General features: G+C 48.0%; 12 protein-coding genes. 8 read left to right on the top strand and 4 right to left on the bottom strand.

Annotation, left to right across the window (positions count from 1 at the left end; all coding sequences use genetic code 11):
* The first annotated feature begins 19 nt into the window (after positions 1 to 19).
* The 3 genes from NZM05_03990 to NZM05_03980 all read left to right on the top strand — a co-directional run bounded on the left by NZM05_03990 (position 20) and on the right by NZM05_03980 (position 3,803).
* On the top strand, positions 20 to 652 hold the full coding sequence (locus NZM05_03990; GenBank protein ID MCS7012777.1) for a hypothetical protein: 633 nt from the start codon (positions 20 to 22) through the stop codon (positions 650 to 652).
* A gap of 130 nt (positions 653 to 782) precedes the next feature.
* Positions 783 to 2,246, top strand: coding sequence for a glycine--tRNA ligase (locus NZM05_03985; GenBank protein MCS7012776.1), 1,464 nt, complete (start codon positions 783 to 785; stop codon positions 2,244 to 2,246).
* Positions 2,247 to 2,519: 273 nt separating this feature from the next.
* Positions 2,520 to 3,803: a HAMP domain-containing histidine kinase gene (locus tag NZM05_03980; GenBank protein ID MCS7012775.1), complete on the top strand. Its 1,284-nt coding sequence runs from the start codon at positions 2,520 to 2,522 to the stop codon at positions 3,801 to 3,803.
* Here NZM05_03980 and NZM05_03975 read toward each other — a convergent pair.
* The 3 genes from NZM05_03975 to NZM05_03965 form a co-directional block, all read right to left on the bottom strand.
* Complete coding sequence (locus NZM05_03975) at positions 3,796 to 4,635, bottom strand: MBL fold metallo-hydrolase (protein MCS7012774.1); 840 nt, start codon at positions 4,633 to 4,635, stop codon at positions 3,796 to 3,798. The two genes, NZM05_03980 and NZM05_03975, sit on opposite strands and share 8 nt — an antisense overlap.
* A gap of 72 nt (positions 4,636 to 4,707) precedes the next feature.
* Complete coding sequence (locus tag NZM05_03970; GenBank protein MCS7012773.1) at positions 4,708 to 5,415, bottom strand: YebC/PmpR family DNA-binding transcriptional regulator; 708 nt, start codon at positions 5,413 to 5,415, stop codon at positions 4,708 to 4,710.
* A 164-nt stretch (positions 5,416 to 5,579) separates the two neighbouring features.
* Positions 5,580 to 5,855, bottom strand: coding sequence for an HU family DNA-binding protein (locus NZM05_03965; protein MCS7012772.1), 276 nt, complete (start codon positions 5,853 to 5,855; stop codon positions 5,580 to 5,582).
* 236 nt (positions 5,856 to 6,091) lie between these two features.
* Between NZM05_03965 and efp the strand changes: the two genes are divergently transcribed.
* From efp to NZM05_03940, 5 genes are all read left to right on the top strand, one after another.
* Positions 6,092 to 6,667 (top strand): elongation factor P, encoded by a 576-nt coding sequence (efp, locus tag NZM05_03960; GenBank protein MCS7012771.1) that lies wholly within the window; start codon positions 6,092 to 6,094, stop codon positions 6,665 to 6,667.
* A gap of 61 nt (positions 6,668 to 6,728) precedes the next feature.
* Positions 6,729 to 7,238 carry an acetyl-CoA carboxylase biotin carboxyl carrier protein gene (gene accB / locus NZM05_03955; protein ID MCS7012770.1) on the top strand — a complete coding sequence of 170 codons (510 nt, stop codon included), beginning with the start codon at positions 6,729 to 6,731 and terminating at the stop codon, positions 7,236 to 7,238.
* Positions 7,239 to 7,326: 88 nt separating this feature from the next.
* Positions 7,327 to 8,682 (top strand): acetyl-CoA carboxylase biotin carboxylase subunit, encoded by a 1,356-nt coding sequence (accC, locus tag NZM05_03950; protein MCS7012769.1) that lies wholly within the window; start codon positions 7,327 to 7,329, stop codon positions 8,680 to 8,682.
* A 186-nt stretch (positions 8,683 to 8,868) separates the two neighbouring features.
* Positions 8,869 to 10,242, top strand: a complete 1,374-nt coding sequence (locus NZM05_03945) for a T9SS type A sorting domain-containing protein (GenBank protein MCS7012768.1) — start codon at positions 8,869 to 8,871, stop codon at positions 10,240 to 10,242.
* Positions 10,243 to 10,468: 226 nt separating this feature from the next.
* Complete coding sequence (locus tag NZM05_03940) at positions 10,469 to 11,587, top strand: undecaprenyl/decaprenyl-phosphate alpha-N-acetylglucosaminyl 1-phosphate transferase (GenBank protein ID MCS7012767.1); 1,119 nt, start codon at positions 10,469 to 10,471, stop codon at positions 11,585 to 11,587.
* A 58-nt stretch (positions 11,588 to 11,645) separates the two neighbouring features.
* Here NZM05_03940 and rpoC read toward each other — a convergent pair whose 3' ends face one another.
* Positions 11,646 to 16,121, bottom strand: a complete 4,476-nt coding sequence (rpoC, locus tag NZM05_03935; protein ID MCS7012766.1) for a DNA-directed RNA polymerase subunit beta' — start codon at positions 16,119 to 16,121, stop codon at positions 11,646 to 11,648.
* Between the last annotated feature and the right edge of the window lie 62 nt (positions 16,122 to 16,183).

Raw genomic sequence — 16,183 nt, 5'->3', positions numbered from 1 at the left:
CAAGCGAATTCTCATGAGTATGACACGACGCGGTTTTCTCTCTAAACTGTTTGGCAAAAAGTATCCTGACGAAATGGCATTTTTTGCCGTGCAAGTTGCATTTAACTACTACGGCAAAGAAACACTGCGCAGTGCATTGCATCGCCTGATTGAAGAAAGCGTTGATGATGAAACGCCTGAACAAAAGCGCCGCTTCTACAAGCGCCTGACGGGCAAACTTCAAGAAGCCATTCCTTACTTTGAGTATGGCTACTGGGATTTTATCATTGAGGCTGAAGCGGCTGAGCGCGAGTTTCATCACTGGATTAATGACATTGAAGCCAATATCGCCACCGAAGAAGAGGAGGTCGGCGAGAGCGTTGATGAAGTGATGCGCCTGAGCAGCTCAAAATACTATGTAGTTATCTCGCTCATCTTTCTTCTTGAAGCGTCGCCAATGCTGAACGACCTTACCGATATGATTCGTGAGATTCCAGAAGATGCCTTTGCTGACCGTGAAACTTTCGCAAAATTGATTTCAGCGATTAACTACATTGACTTTGAGTATAGTTACGGCGATGCAGTCTATATTATGCCTAGCAACGAAAAAGATGGCATTTCATATGAAGACCTTGCTGGTGAGGGCTGGGAATACTTGCAACTGATTAGCTAGGCCTTGCTCATGGCTTCAGTTCTGACAAAGGCTAGCACATAGATGCGTTGCACATTTTCGCATCGCAGATTTTGGTTGTTTTCGCAAGTGCCTCAAACGATTTTTCGCACAAATTTTCTAAAACTGACACATGGCGGACTCAACTGTTAGAAAGAAGCAGGAGACCCCTGAGCGCGTAATGGAAAAAATCGTCTCGCTTTGCAAAAGACGCGGCTTTGTGTTTCAATCCTCAGAGATTTATGGCGGACTTGGCGCTTGCTATGACTACGGTCCGTTAGGCGTGGAACTCAAGCGCCACATCAAAGATGCATGGTGGGACGCAATGACCAAAGAGCATGACAATGTGGTCGGCATTGATGCCGCTATTATGATGCACCCGCGCACTTGGGAAGCCTCTGGTCATGTAGCCAGCTTTAGCGACCCACTTATTGATGACAAAGTCAGCAAAAAACGCTACCGTGCAGACCACCTCATTGAGGGCTACATTAAGTCTCTTGAAAAGAAGGGCAAAACTGATGAAGCAGCGCGCGTGCAAGCTGAATTTGTCGCAGCACAAAACGCCCCAGATATGACCAAAGCGCTCTACGACCTGATTATCAAGGAGCAAATTCGGTCGCCCGATTCAGGTGCATTTGATTGGACAGAAGTGCGGCAGTTTAACCTAATGTTCAAAACGGAGTTAGGCGCTGTGGCGGACGACACATCCATCATTTACCTCAGGCCAGAAACTGCACAAGGTATCTTTGTCAATTTTCATCAAGTTCGTGAGTCCTCGCGCCTCAAAGTGCCCTTCGGCATTGCACAAATCGGCAAAGCCTTCCGCAATGAAATCGTCAAGGGCAATTTCATCTTCCGAATGATTGAATTCGAACAAATGGAAATGCAGTATTTCGTCAAGCCCGGCAGTCAGCAAGAAGCCTTCGAGGCATGGCAAGAGAAGCGCATGAATTGGTATGTGGAACGCTTGGGTATTCGGAAAGAAAACTTGGTTTGGTATAAGCACGACAAATTAGCTCACTATGCCGATGCGGCTTACGACATTAAGTATAAGTTCCCATTTGGCACAGAGGAAATCGAGGGCATTCACTCTCGCACGGATTTTGACCTGCGTCGGCATCAAGAGTATTCAGGCAAAAGCATGGAGTATGTTGAGCCTGATGGCAAGGAGCGATATATCCCATTTGTCGTAGAGACTTCTGCTGGCTGCGACCGCGTGTTTCTCGCCGTGCTCTGTGATGCTTATCAAGAAGACATTGTCGAAGATGAAGAGCGCACGGTGCTTTCGTTGCACCCCAAACTTGCTCCCGTGAAAGCTGGCGTTTTCCCTCTTCTGAAAAAAGATGGCTTGCCTGAGCGCGCCGAAAAGCTCTTTCGCGATTTGCAAAAGCACTTCAAAGTCCAATATGACGACGCAGGTTCAATCGGTCGCCGCTATCGCCGTCAAGACGAAATCGGCACACCTTACTGCTTCACTATTGACCACGACACCCTGAAAGACGATACTGTTACTGTGCGCGACCGTGACACTACACACCAAGAACGCATTCACATTGAGCAAGTTAAGACCTACTTGATGGAGAGGATTCTTAACTAAGTCACACACGCTTCGCCACTTGCTGCTACCTTAGCCGCCTAGTTAGAATGGCTGCATTCACGATGACCTAGCTACACTCCCCCCACCTACACCTTTCACAGCGCCGTATGGCATCACACATCTTAGTTTTTCCTTAGGTGGGCTTGCTAAATTGAGTCCCTTTCGTTCAGTACGCTTCTCTTGGATGAGAAGCATTGAAAGGAATACGATGTGCGCAGTATCTGCATTCTGGTATGCATCACAAACGTAAGAAGGCTACAAATGCAATTGGAAATGGATGATACTCGCCTCATCAAAGAAAACGCCTGTCTTGAGACGATTGTCAAGATTCAGCGCGCACTTCTCAAAAGCAAAGATGTTTCCAGTCTTTACGATACGATTCTCTTCGATATACGCCAAGCTATGGGTGCTAGCCGTGCCTATCTTTTTAGAAACTCTTTGCTTTTGGATGGTCAGCCTGTCTACTCGCTGGTAGCAGAATCGCATCTGGCACATTTGTCCAAGCGGATTGAGCTGGCTACGATGACCGCCTTACCACACACGCACCTACCGCGCTGGACAACGATACTTTCGCACGGGGGCTTGGTCGCAGAAACCCAGAGCAAAGCTAAAGGCGAGGAGCGATTTTTTATGGCTACTCACAATGTGCGCTCGCTTTTACTTGCTCCACTTTTAGCTGAAAACCGCTTCTTGGGCTTTCTCGGCGTTGATGACTGCGACACAGAACGAGAATGGGGTAGCCTCGACCAAGAGCTAATAGAAGATATTGCACTTTCGCTTGCATATGTCCACCTTCATCAAGACGCGGCGCGCGACCTTATGTATACCAATCAAGAAAAAATTGAGCTAATGGAAATTTTAGCGCACGACCTTAAAAACCCAATGTCAGGTATTTTGCTTGCTGTGGATATCCTTGCAAAAAAGTATGAGAAACTCTCCAAAGAAGAGATTGAGAAGCGACTTATTAGCATTCGCGATTGTGTGGGGCGAATGAAAAGTATTTCCGAGAGTCTTCTGCTGGGTCATAGTCCCTTTCATAGTAAGCCACAGCTGAATCTTGAACCTGTCGGATTAGCTAATCTTATTGAAACCATTGTGCAATCGCTCCAGATGCAAGCCAGCGCTAAGCAAATTGAACTCATTGTTGAGGCTAGCAAGGAAGTGCCAAAAGCTCGCGCTGACCGCATTGCTATGCTGCAGGTGTTAGAGAACTTGGTCTCCAACGCAATCAAGTTTTCGCCATTTGATAGGAAAGTTTGGATACGCCTCTACCGACATCGCAGCCGCGTGCGCATTAGCGTAACTGACCAAGGGCTGGGCATCAAGCCAGAGGAGATGAATCTACTGTTTCAAAAGCAAGCGCAACTTTCTGCAAAGCCGACAGGTGGCGAGAGTTCTACAGGCTACGGACTTTGGATTTGCAAAACACTTGTCGATGCAATGCGTGGTCGAATCTGGTGCGAAAGTTCTGCTGGCAAAGGCGCTACATTCATCGTAGAGCTACCTATCGCCAAAGAGGAAGAATCCACTTCACTCAATCAGCTTATTATCAATTGATGAAAAAGGTTGTGTTTTTTACAATCCCTTTTTCGCTACGCACCACATCGGCGGCATCTTTGAAGGGGTCATGTTCAAAGAAAAGCGTCCAGTGTTCGTCTGCTGCTTGTTCCAAGAGTCGCCGCTTTTCTTCCATAATTTCAAGTGGATACAGGTCGTAGCCCATTACCCATGGGAGCGGAATATGAGCCGCTGTGGGGATAACATCGCCGCAGTAGCACACGGACGTCTTTCCATCAGTTACTCTTACTAACTGCTGTGCGCGCGTATGCGCATTCGAAAGAATAAGATGCACGCCAGGGAAAAGTTCCATTTCACCGTTGGTAAACTGGAGCTTGTTGTGCTCTAAAAGTGGCACAAAGTTTTCTTTGAGGTAGCTGGCTCTCTCGCGAGCATTCGGATTCATCGCCCACTTGTAGTTCTCCTCTTGCACATAGTAGGTCGCATTCGGGAAGGTAGGCACCAGTTTGCCATCAACCAGTTTGGTTGCGCCGCCTGCGTGGTCAAAGTGTAGGTGTGTCAGAATCACATCTGTAATCTCCTCAGGTGTTACGCCTGCACGGCGCAAGTTTGCTTCCAAAAACGATTCAGAGATTTTATACATCTCACGATATTTTGGCTCCCACTTCTGTCCCATTCCCGTGTCGACCAAAATTTTGCGCCCATTCCCTACAATAAGCATCGCGCGCGCCGACATATCGATGCGATTTTTTTCATCTGCAGGAATTTGCTTTTCCCACAGTGCTTTGGGCACAGTGCCAAACATAGCGCCTCCATCTAACGCAAAGCGCTCACACTCCACAGCAAAAATTTGATATGCTCCAACCTGCATAGCGTTTTCGGTTTAAGTTCGAGTTGGGAATTTTTAACACTCTAAGAAAAGGTGATGCGTTCTTTTGTTCTTTTAACGCATATTGTGATAGACTGCTTGCACATCATCATCATCTTCCAGTTTTTCAATTAGTTCCATTACATCTTTTTCTTGCTCTTCGGTTACTTCTACCGTCGTGGTTGGGACATACTGCAAGGCAGACATTTGCACCGTCAGGCCTTTTTCTTCCAGTTTTTTTTGCATCGTGGCAAAGTCATTGAAGCTGGTATAGATTAGGAGGTCATCGTCTTCAAGGGCGAAATCTTCTGCACCGTAGTCAATCAGCTCTAGCTCAAGTTCTTCAAGATTGACGTCTGGCTTTTGGAGTTTAAAGACACCTTTCCGCTCGAACATAAAGCTCACTGCGCCATTTGCTGCAAGTGAGCCACCGCTACGGTTAAAATACATTCGCACGTTTGCCACCGTGCGAGTTGGATTATCTGTTGCCGCTTCTACAATCAGCGCCACACCGTGTGGCGCATAGCCTTCATAGACCACTTCTTGGTAGTCTGCCTCTTCTCGTGAGACGGCGCGTTTGATGGCTGCCTCCACACGGTCTTTGGGCATATTGACACTACGCGCATTCTGGATTGCGCGCCGCAATCGTGGGTTATTATCAGGGTCAGGACCACCCATTTTAACCGCAATTGAGATTTCACGCCCAATTTTGGTAAAGGCTTTGGACATTCTTGCCCAGCGCGCAAACATTCTATACTTGCGCTTCTCAAAAATGCGTCCCATATGGTTTGGCGAATTGTTGGTAACCAGTCAAACAGAACGCAAAGATACAAAAGCGCCTCAATTGCGAGAATTTCTAAGATGCGAACACGCTTTTCTTACTTTTTTAATAAAAAAGCTCATCGCTTCGGCGATGAGCTTTTCTGCTACGGCTTTCTAACAGCACTTTACTTGTTGACCGCGTTCTTCAATGCTGTGCCTGGGCGAAACCGGGCTATCTTCTTTGCTTTCACTTTAATTTGCTCACCCGTCTTAGGATTGCGTGCAATGCGTGCTGCGCGCTTGGCGACCGAGAATGTGCCAAACCCGATGAGCGTTACAGGCTGCCCTTTCTTTAGCGAGTTTGTTACCGCTTCAATGAACGCATTGACCGCCTTTTCTGACGCTGCTTTAGAGATGCCCGCATCTTTGGCAATCTTCTCTACGATGTCGGCTTTTGACATATCGCTTCTCCTTTCGAATGATTGGTTTGAAGTGTTGTTTAGCCCCTGCTAAACTGAGGCAAATTTACGAAAAGAAGAGAGCTTGTCAAGCCTTATACACCCGAAACCCCTAATAAAATCAAGTCGCTGCAGGCTTTCAGTCGTTTTGTGCCTGTTTTGAAATCCTTCCCAGCAGTATTATATTCGCCTTCTCTAACCAAAGCGTCAGCAACCAAATCAACAACTTTCAAAGGGATATGGCGACCACAAGGGACCTTGCAAAAGGCGTTATTCTTCGCTTCAATGGTGAATTGCACATTCTCGAGGAAGTTCAGCATCGCACGCCGGGCAATCTTCATGCGTTCTTTCAAGCGAAGATGCGCAACCTCCGCAACGGCCGAATTGTAGAAAATCGCTTCCGCTCTGGCGAAGAAGTCGAAATTGTTCAAACTGAGCGCAAGCATTTCCAGTATCTCTACCGTGACGGCGATGATTTCGTGCTGATGGATAATGAGACCTTCGAGCAAATCAATATCCCTGTCTCAGCTTTCCGAGAGTCTGCAAAGTTTTTGAAGGAGGGTATGCCCGTTGAGGTTGTTTTCTCCACCTCAGGTGAGCTTGTTCAAGCAGAAGCCCCTACATTTGTCGAGCTAACGGTTACAGACACCAGTTCTGTTACGAAAGATGACCGTGCCACCGCCGGCACAAAGCCTGCAACGCTTGAAACTGGTGCGGTCATTCAAGTGCCAATGTTTGTGCTGACCGGCGATGTTGTGCGCGTGGACACCCGCACAGGAGAGTATGTCGATAGAGTCAAGAAGGCTAGTGCATAGCATGCCTCATTTCTCGTGGCCTGCTCTTTCATCTTAACCTAAAAAAACCGAGGGCTTGTATATGAATCTCGATGACATTCAAAAGCTCTTAAAGATGCTTGATGAGTCAGGCTTGGACGAGATGACCATAGAGGAAGGCGATTTCAAGATTACCCTGAAGCGTAGAAGTGAACAACCCGCCCCATCTGTGCATACGCCTATGCCGTCTCTTTTTATGCCACAGTATGCACCACCAATGGTTACAGCCACCCCACCGACTTTGCCAACCCCTCCGACCTCTAATGCTGCACCTGCGACCTCTTCTCAAACGGCTGAGCCAGCGCCGCCAGCGAAGAAATACAAGGAGATTCGCTCGCCAATGGTAGGCACATTCTATCGTGCTCCCTCGCCAGAAGCCAATCCATATGTGCAGGTAGGCGACCAAGTCACAAAAGGCAAAGTCCTCTGCATCATTGAAGCAATGAAACTGATGAATGAAATTGAAAGCGATGTGGATGGGAAGATTGTTAAAATCATGGTTGAAAATGGGCAGCCCGTAGAGTATGACCAAGTGCTTTTTCTTCTGGAGTAGCCACGCTGTACAGCTTACCTAACTTAGGCATTTGCAGTATTTTCTTGGAAGTGAGCTCTCTCTTGTAACTTAAACTGGAAGATGCGCCTTGTTTAGGAAGATTCTCATTGCTAATCGCGGCGAAATTGCAATGCGCATTATTCGCACTTGCCGTGAGATGGGCATCCAGACCGTTGCAATTTACTCCACGGCTGATGCTGATTCGCTTCATGTAAAATATGCAGATGAAGCCGTTTGCGTCGGTCCGCCGCCGAGCAAAGAAAGTTATCTCAATATTCCACGCATCATTGCAGCTGCTGAGGTCACCAATGCCGATGCGATTCATCCAGGCTACGGCTTTCTTTCTGAGCGTGCCGAATTTTCTGAGATTTGTGCCCTCTCTGGCATCAAGTTTATCGGTCCTTCGCCTGAGATGATTCGCAAAATGGGTGATAAGAACACTGCCAAAGAGACAATGAGAGCTGCAAATGTCCCAACGATTCCGGGCAGCGAAGGACTAGTAGAACGGATAGAGGATGCCAAAGCAGTCGCGGCAGCAGTAGGCTATCCTATCATTATCAAGGCAACAGCTGGCGGCGGTGGCAAAGGCATGCGCGTCGTTTCTCGCGAAGAAGATTTAGAAAAGGCATTCAATACGGCTCGCAGCGAGGCGGAGAAAGCTTTTGGAAACCCCGGCGTCTATATTGAAAAATTTCTCGAGGAGCCACGACACATTGAAATCCAAGTCTTAGGCGACCAGCACGGCAACATCATTCATTTGGGCGAGCGAGACTGCACTGTTCAACGCCGCCATCAAAAGCTAATTGAAGAGTCTCCTTCTCCCATCATCAGTGAAGAGATGCGCATCAAGATGGGTGAGGCGGGTGTTAAGGCTGCAAAAGCAATTAACTACGAGGGTGCTGGCACAGTAGAATTTCTGGTCGACAAGCACCGAAACTTCTACTTTATGGAAATGAACACACGCATTCAGGTTGAGCACCCCGTAACCGAAGAGATTTATGATATAGACTTGATTAAGCAGCAGATTTTAATTGCTGCTGGAAAAAAACTCCCTACCAAGAAGTTTGTCCCCAGAGGTCACGCAATTGAATGCCGTATCAATGCCGAAGACCCTGAAAATGACTTTCGTCCCTCTGCTGGCGAACTAAAAGTCTTCCACGTGCCGTGTGGGCACGGTGTCCGCGTTGAGACGCACGCATATGCTGGCTACCGCATTCCACCTTACTACGACTCAATGATTGCCAAGCTTATCGTCTACGGTCACACGCGTGAAGAAGCGATTGAGCGCATGCTGCGAGCCTTGGATGAGTTCATTGTCGAGGGCATCAAAACCACAATTCCGCTCCACAAAAAAATCTTCCAGTCCGAAATTTTCCGCAGCGGACACTTCGACACCAGCTTTATTGAAAAAACACAGATACTAAAAATGCTCTCGGCAAAGTAAGCCTTTGAACCTGCATTCGGAAACATCAGTTTAGATAAGTGGTATAGTATTTTGTATGCCACACATCTAAGTACGTTTGCTCACAAACAGAGCTTAGCAACCGATTTCTTCGCCTTTGCCCTCTTGTAGTAAATACCTTATTTGTGTATCTTTTGTAAGTGTCACTTAACTCAAACTGCAGCAGCCATGAAGCACATACTACTACCTCTGCTCTGCTTGCTCTCTGTTAGGACGCTTCCACTTTTCGCCCAACCTGTTATCAATGGTACAGCAAGCCCTGCTGAGTATCAAGTTTCTATCCCTAATGTCAATCCTATTGCCAACAATGGGTTTGGTCCTCAATCTGATATTGGAGCAATTCGCACTTGGACAAACGGCGTTGATTTCTACATCGGTGTTCCCTCAAAGGTCGAGGCAAACGGGAATCAACTTGCAATTTGGCTGGGGTTCGACCAAGTCCCTGGTCGAGCTGCGGGTGCACGACTCAGTTGTGCACACTCGACAGGCACTTACTTAGACAGCACTTGGACCAACAACAACTATCGTGCTGATTTTGAAGTTGATTATATGCTTGCCGTTCGTACAAGCGACGGTGCAGTCTATCTTGCAAAAACATCAGGGGGCAATGTAGGAGCACAGTTTCTTGGTAATGCTAGCAGTACTCCCACGAACAACACAGCTGGTAGCATTCTGCCTGCTGGCGCTGCTACTTTTGCGCTAAACAACCAAACGGGGAATGACATTCGCACGACTCACACTGGTTTTGAGATTCGTTTCACACTCTCCGCACTCGGCGCTACTGCCGCAGGGAATGTTCGTATCTTCGCTATCATTTCTGGCGCCAATGATCCCTTTTTCTCAAATGTCTTTGTGCCTGGCACCTCTGCTCCTGGCGGTGCAGGCAATGTTGGCTTCAATCCGAACTTCAACTTGCTTTCCTCATTGCCAGTAGGTACACTAGGTCCGTTTAACACAGGTCCACTTGCTCTTCCTGTTGAGCTCACCTCATTTAGCGCACAAGCAATCGATAATGGCATACGCATTGCTTGGACTACTGCTTCTGAAAGTAACAATGCTGGTTTCGAGGTGCAACGTCGCTCTGCGAGATATGGAATAGACTCTGAAGGCTGGCAAGTATTGGGATTCGTGAAAGGCAAAGGCACGACTGCTGAAGCACAATCCTATTCATTCATCGATAGAACCGCATCAGGTCTCGTTCAATATCGCTTGAAGCAAGTTGACTTCGACGGCACATTCAAGTATAGCCCTATAATTGAAGTGGAAGCAGGCTTACCGCAAACATTTGAGCTATCACAAAACTACCCGAATCCATTCAACCCAGCTACGGTGATTAGTTACCAGCTTCCTGTAGCCAGTGAAGTCACCTTGCAAGTCTATGACATACTGGGTCGTGCAGTAGCGACCCTCGTCAAGGCAAAGCAGGAAGCAGGTCGTTACCAAGTACAATTCAATGCAGGCAATCTGACATCAGGGCTCTATTTTTACCGTTTGCAAGCTGGTAACTTCGTGCAGACACGAAAAATGATACTGATGCGGTAAACAAAATATACCAACCATGCTATGCAGGCAGGTGTTTTACTTGTGTCCGTATAGCACTTCTGGTATGCACCTTTCAAAGTAGTGAGAATAAGGTTAGGCTGTCTCAGTTTTGCATTTATTGTTGTCCGCATCACAGCTTTTTGCTAACTTCACAACGCTTATCTTTTGACTTCGTTTACCCTTCTCACGCTGGAGCGGTCTTTGCCAAAATCTCTCTATTCGCAAAATGAGTCTGTATGTCATTGCGGTTCTGCTTGGCTTGTCGACTATCACAGCTTGGCTTTTTACGCCAAAGATTTGTCAGCTTTCACGACTTTTTCAGTTACTTGACGAGCCTGCACATCGGAAGGTGCATAGTCAACCTATCCCACGTTTGGGCGGCATTGCAATTGCTCTTACTTTCTTACTCACTACCCTTGTTGCACTTATCTTCTGGCCCGACTTCTATGCTTTCACTAAAACTCAATTTTGGGCGGTTTTACTAGGCAGTGTCATCATCTTTGCTACCGGTCTCCTCGATGACATTCGTGGCTTAGACTTTCGGCGTAAGTTCTTGATGCAATTTCTTGCCGCCGCAATCGTAGTTTTTGGCGGTGGCTACTCTGTCCGCTCAATTGAATTACCGTTCTTGGAGCAACCGCTTCTACTGAGTGACTGGCTAAGCCTTGGCTTTACATTTCTCTGGATTGTAGGTATCTGCAATGCCATCAACTTAGTTGATGGGCTAGACGGGTTGGCAGGCGGAGTAAGCAGCATTGCCCTTCTCTTTATGATGGCCAGTGCTTTCTTGAATCACGACACACTTTCACTTGCAATCTATGCTTCGCTTTTAGGGGGTATACTTGGGTTTCTGCGCTACAATTTTCACCCTGCCCAAATTTTTATGGGCGATGCAGGTGCATTGTTCATTGGTTTTATGCTTGCCTGCAGCACGATTCCCCCCTCTACAAATTCTGTTTCCTCCTTTTCACTTTTCACCCCTGTTTTTGCACTGGCTTTTCCTATCTTGGATACCGTTCTTGCGCCAGTGCGGCGATTGCTTTCTGGCAAACATCCCTTTAAGCCAGACATGCTTCACTTACACCACAGATTGTTACACCAGCTTTGCCTAAACCAACGGCAAGCAGTGATATTTATCTACCTTTTCTCTCTGCTGACTGGCTTGCTTGCGTTTGTGCACTCTGCACTTGCAGTTTTGGGCATTTTGATACTCTATGTCATTTTAGGCGTTGGGCTTTTGTTCGTTTCGCGCCGCAATTCTCAGCGTGAGGCTATGTTATTTGCTACGCGTCACAGCTCAGCTTTTGTGAGAAAATCGCTGCAAAGAGAGAAGCTGCTCTCCTAGGTTGCCCTCGAAAAGCAAAAGGCGACACAAGGTCGCCCCGCCGAAAACTAACTGCTTTTCAGTCGCCCACCTCAGTCTCCTCGTGTTGCTCACGGCCATTGGTTTCCTCACTGATTTCCATATAGCGCTGTTCAGTTGAAAGTCGCATATTGCGATACTTTCGTAGACCTGTGCCAGCGGGAATGAGCTTACCCACAATGACATTTTCCTTTAGACCTACGAGGTAATCTTCCTTGCCTTCTACTGCCGCATCTGTCAGCACTTTTGTCGTCTCTTGGAACGACGCTGCTGAGATAAAGCTCTCAGTTTGCAGTGCTGCGCTGGTGATACCCAGAAGCACGGGCTGCGATGTTGCTAGCTGCGCAGGCTCAAATTTGATTTGCTCTTTGCCATTCTTTTTCAGCTCACGGTTAATTTTCAAGATTTCATCCTTTGGATAGAGTTCGCCTTCTTTAATGCTTCGTGGTGCATCCCCTTTGTCAGTTACGCGCACCTTGTTTGCCATCTGCTCATTTACTTCTTTGAAGGTAAATCGGTCGACCAAATCACCGGGTAGGAGCGTCGTGTCGCCAGGATCTTCGACTCGCACCTTTTGCAGCATCTGGCGTACAATGACCTCGATATGCTTGTCATTGATTTCTACACCCGCATTGATTTGATAGACTTTCTGGATTTCATTGACCAGATACTGCTGCACCGCAGTTGGACCTTGAATTGCCAAGATGCGCTCGGGGGCAATCGCTCCGTCGGTCAGTGGGTCGCCAGCACGCACTTCATCACCGTGATTTACTAAGATGTGCTTACCAATCGGAATCATATACTCACGGCGCTCACCATATTCCGTAACTACAAAGATTTGCTTGTTATTACGCTTCTGCGCTCCAAATTCGACCACACCATCTACCTCAGAGACAATTGCTGGGTCAGCAGGATTGCGGGCTTCGAACAGCTCGGTTACGCGTGGCAAGCCAGCTGTGATGTCACCACCGATGCGCGCAAGGTCTCTGGGCACTTTTGCCAGAATATCACCTGGCTTGACCTCTTCATTTTCATAGACAATAAGACTCGCCTTGATTGGAATGGAGTAGGTTGCCAGCACTTTGCCCTCGTCATCAACAATTTGCACACGCGGCTCACGCACATCAGTTGCTTTGAGCTTTGAGCGCCAGTTAATAATGACGCGCTGCACATAGCCCGTTTGCGGGTCAATTTCTTCTTTATAGGTCGTGCCTTTCTCAATATCGAGGAACTTTGCTCGTCCCTTAAATTCAGAAATAATAGGCGTGCTGTTCGGCTCAATTGTGTAGAGCAGTTGGTCTTTCTTCACTTTCATTCCATCGGAGCAATGAAGCCTTGCCCCATATGGAACAGTGTATTTTTTAAGCGACTTGCCCGTATTGTCATCAACAATGTTGATAATGCCATTTTTGCGCACGACTACATACACTTTTTCTTCCTCGCCCAGCTCGTTAAACTGCGTGGACTCTACATAGCGCACATTTTCAAACTCCACTCGCCCATCATAGAGTGCTTTAATATCAGTTTCTGTAATCGTGCCTTGTGCCGCACCGCCTTGGTGGAAGGTGCGCAGCGTCAGTTGCGTGCCCGGCTCACCGATAGACTGCGACGCAATGACGCCTACGGCTTCACCGACTTCGACCAGACGGTTCGTCGCAAGGTTTACGCCGTAGCAGCGTGCGCACACGCCACGACGCGTTTCGCACGTCAGCACGGAGCGAATTTCTACCTCTGTTACGCCCATTCGGTCGCGAATCATATCCGCCAGCTCATCGGTAATCAACTCGCCAGCTTTTACGACCACTGTCTCATCATTGATGTCAATGACATCACGCGCTGCCACTCGTCCACGAATGCGGTCGTGGAACTTCATTAGGTTGCCCGACTCTTCTTCAATCTGTCTGGATATGACAATGCCGCGTGTCGTGCCGCAGTCTTCTTCCGTGACAATCACATCTTGTGCAACATCATGCAGGCGGCGCGTCAGATAACCTGCGTCTGCCGTCTTGAGCGATGTATCTGACAACCCTTTTCTTGCACCGTGCGTCGAGATGAAGTATTCGAGCACGGACAGCCCTTCTTTGAGGTTAGAGATAATCGGGTTTTCAATGATTTCGCCGGGCTGACCCGACATTGACTTTTGCGGGCGCGCAATCAGACCGCGCATACCAGTTAGCTGACGCACTTGCTCACGAGAGCCACGGGCTCCTGAATCCAACATCATAAAGAGCGGGTTGAAGCCCTCACGGTCTTTACGCAAGGTTTGGTAGGATTCTTCTGCCACCAAGTTCGTTACTTTCTGCCACACATCGACAATCTTGTTATACTTTTCGTTTTCTGTCAGCGTGCCTGCATTATATTCCTTGATGACTTTGAGGTTATCACGCTGTGCATTTTTGATAAGTTCTTCTTTTCGGCTTGGCACGATTGCATCGGAGAGCGCAATAGACAGTCCTCCTTTTGTTGCATATGCAAAGCCAATATCCTTAATCGCATCAAGGAACTGAACGGCTTTTACATTACCGGCTTTGTTGATGACCTGTGCGATTAGGTCTTTCATTGCCTTTTTATCCAGAACCTTATTGATAAAGCCTACTTCGGGCGGCACGATTTGATTGAAGATGACGCGCCCGACAGTGGTTGCCATGATTTCTTTACTCTTCAGCTTTGCTTCAATCCACTTTTTCTTTTCTTCGCCTTGCACAATTTCCAGTGCGCGTGGAATATCGACTCGGTCGTCTCTTAGGCCACTGTAGCGTAGGAAAATGCGGGCGTGCATATCTATCTCGCCCTCGTTGTAAGCTACGATCACTTCGCTGGCATCACTGAAAATGCGCCCTTCACCGCGTCGCCCTCTTGCTTCTTTGGTGAGGTAGTAGATACCTAATACCATATCTTGAGACGGCACGGTAACAGGTTTACCAGATTGTGGCAGAATCAGGTTATGTGCCGATAGCATCAGCGTAATGGCTTCCATCTGCGCCTCTTGCGAGAGCGGCACATGCACTGCCATCTGGTCGCCATCAAAGTCCGCATTGAAGGCGGTGCACACCAGCGGGTGAATCTGAATGGCTTTGCCCTCAATCAACACAGGTTGGAAGGCTTGAATACCCAAGCGATGCAGCGTGGGGGCGCGGTTCAGCAAGACAGGGTGTCCATCAATCACCTTTTCCAGCACATCCCAAATGGCGCGGTCTTTGCGGTCAATCATTTTCTTAGCGGACTTTACCGACTTTGCTAAGCCGCGCTCGACCAGTCTGCGAATGACAAACGGCTGGAACAGCTCAATTGCCATATCCTTTGGCAAACCACATTCGTGCAGCTTAAGCTCAGGACCGACCACGATGACGGAGCGACCCGAGTAGTCGACGCGCTTGCCAAGTAGATTTTGGCGGAAACGCCCTTGCTTGCCTTTCAGCGAATCGGAAAGCGATTTCAAGGCGCGTGTGCCCTCACCAGACTTTACAGCATTGGCTTTTCGTGAGTTATCAAACAGCGCATCAACGGCTTCCTGCAACATTCGCTTTTCATTGCGCAAAATGACCTCTGGCGCGCGAATGTCAATTAGCTTTTTCAGGCGATTGTTGCGAATAATCACGCGGCGATACAAGTCATTCAAGTCTGATGTTGCAAATCGTCCTCCTTCAAGCGGCACCAGCGGTCGCAGTTCGGGTGGAATGACTGGAATGACGTCCATCACCATATACTCGGGTTTATTCCCCTCGTATTGATATGGCTCTGGTGGCTCGAGCGAAAACTCTTCCTTTTTCTTTGCATCTTTCGGGATAGGGTGATAGCTATTGCGGAAGGCTTCCACCACTTTTAGGCGCTTTAGAGCATCGGCTCGCTTTTGCTCTGAGGTGGTGGTTCTCAGAATCTCGCGCAATTTCTTGGATTCTTCGTTAAGGTCTAGCTTCTTTAGCAACGCTTTAATTGCTTCGCCACCCATTTTAGCCACAAATCGCCGCTCATCGTTTTCATCAAGGTCTTGATTGTCTTCATACTCGCTAATAATGGTGTAATACTGCTCCTCGGTGAGGCGATCCATAAACTTCAAGCCTTGCTTTTCGCCCGGCTCACCAGGGTTAATCACCACATAAACTTCATAGTAAATGATTCGCTCCAGCTCTTTAGTAGAAAGGTCAAGAAGTGCCCCTAATTTGCTCGGCACAGAGCGGAAAAACCAAGTATGCACCACTGGCACGGCTAGCGAAATATGTCCCATTCGCTCACGACGCACGGACTTTGTCGTCACCTCGACCCCACACCGGTCGCAGATAATACCTTTGTAGCGCACGCGTTTGTATTTGCCACAGTAGCATTCCCAGTCCTTAGTGGGGCCGAAAATTTTCTCGCACATCAGGCCATCACGCTCGGGCTTATAGGTGCGGTAGTTAATCGTCTCTGGCTTTAAGACCTCGCCCCGAGAGCGCGCTAAAATGCTTTCAGGCGACGCAATGCTGATTTTAATCTTCGAAAAATCCCGCTTGATGGTCGTTGGGCCTAACAATGCCATTGTCTTGCTCCTTTTTTGGAAGGTTGAAATAAACTTGTCTCAAACTGCACCGATTTTCGGCT

It is taken from the genome of Chloroherpetonaceae bacterium, from assembly GCA_025056565.1.
Taxonomy (GTDB): Bacteria; Bacteroidota; Chlorobiia; order Chlorobiales; family Thermochlorobacteraceae; genus Thermochlorobacter.
The sequence above is the reverse complement of the archived record's forward strand: the minus strand, read 5'-3'. Positions and strand labels throughout refer to the sequence as shown.

Coding starts and splice junctions, on each gene's coding strand:
- NZM05_03990 (MCS7012777.1), top strand. CDS start 20: ATGACACGACGCGGTTTTCTCTCTAAACTGTTTGGCAAAAAGTATCCT.
- NZM05_03985 (MCS7012776.1), top strand. CDS start 783: ATGGCGGACTCAACTGTTAGAAAGAAGCAGGAGACCCCTGAGCGCGTA.
- NZM05_03980 (MCS7012775.1), top strand. CDS start 2,520: ATGGATGATACTCGCCTCATCAAAGAAAACGCCTGTCTTGAGACGATT.
- NZM05_03975 (MCS7012774.1), bottom strand. CDS start 4,635: ATGCAGGTTGGAGCATATCAAATTTTTGCTGTGGAGTGTGAGCGCTTT.
- NZM05_03970 (MCS7012773.1), bottom strand. CDS start 5,415: ATGGGACGCATTTTTGAGAAGCGCAAGTATAGAATGTTTGCGCGCTGG.
- NZM05_03965 (MCS7012772.1), bottom strand. CDS start 5,855: ATGTCAAAAGCCGACATCGTAGAGAAGATTGCCAAAGATGCGGGCATC.
- efp (MCS7012771.1), top strand. CDS start 6,092: ATGGCGACCACAAGGGACCTTGCAAAAGGCGTTATTCTTCGCTTCAAT.
- accB (MCS7012770.1), top strand. CDS start 6,729: ATGAATCTCGATGACATTCAAAAGCTCTTAAAGATGCTTGATGAGTCA.
- NZM05_03945 (MCS7012768.1), top strand. CDS start 8,869: ATGAAGCACATACTACTACCTCTGCTCTGCTTGCTCTCTGTTAGGACG.
- NZM05_03940 (MCS7012767.1), top strand. CDS start 10,469: ATGAGTCTGTATGTCATTGCGGTTCTGCTTGGCTTGTCGACTATCACA.
- rpoC (MCS7012766.1), bottom strand. CDS start 16,121: ATGGCATTGTTAGGCCCAACGACCATCAAGCGGGATTTTTCGAAGATT.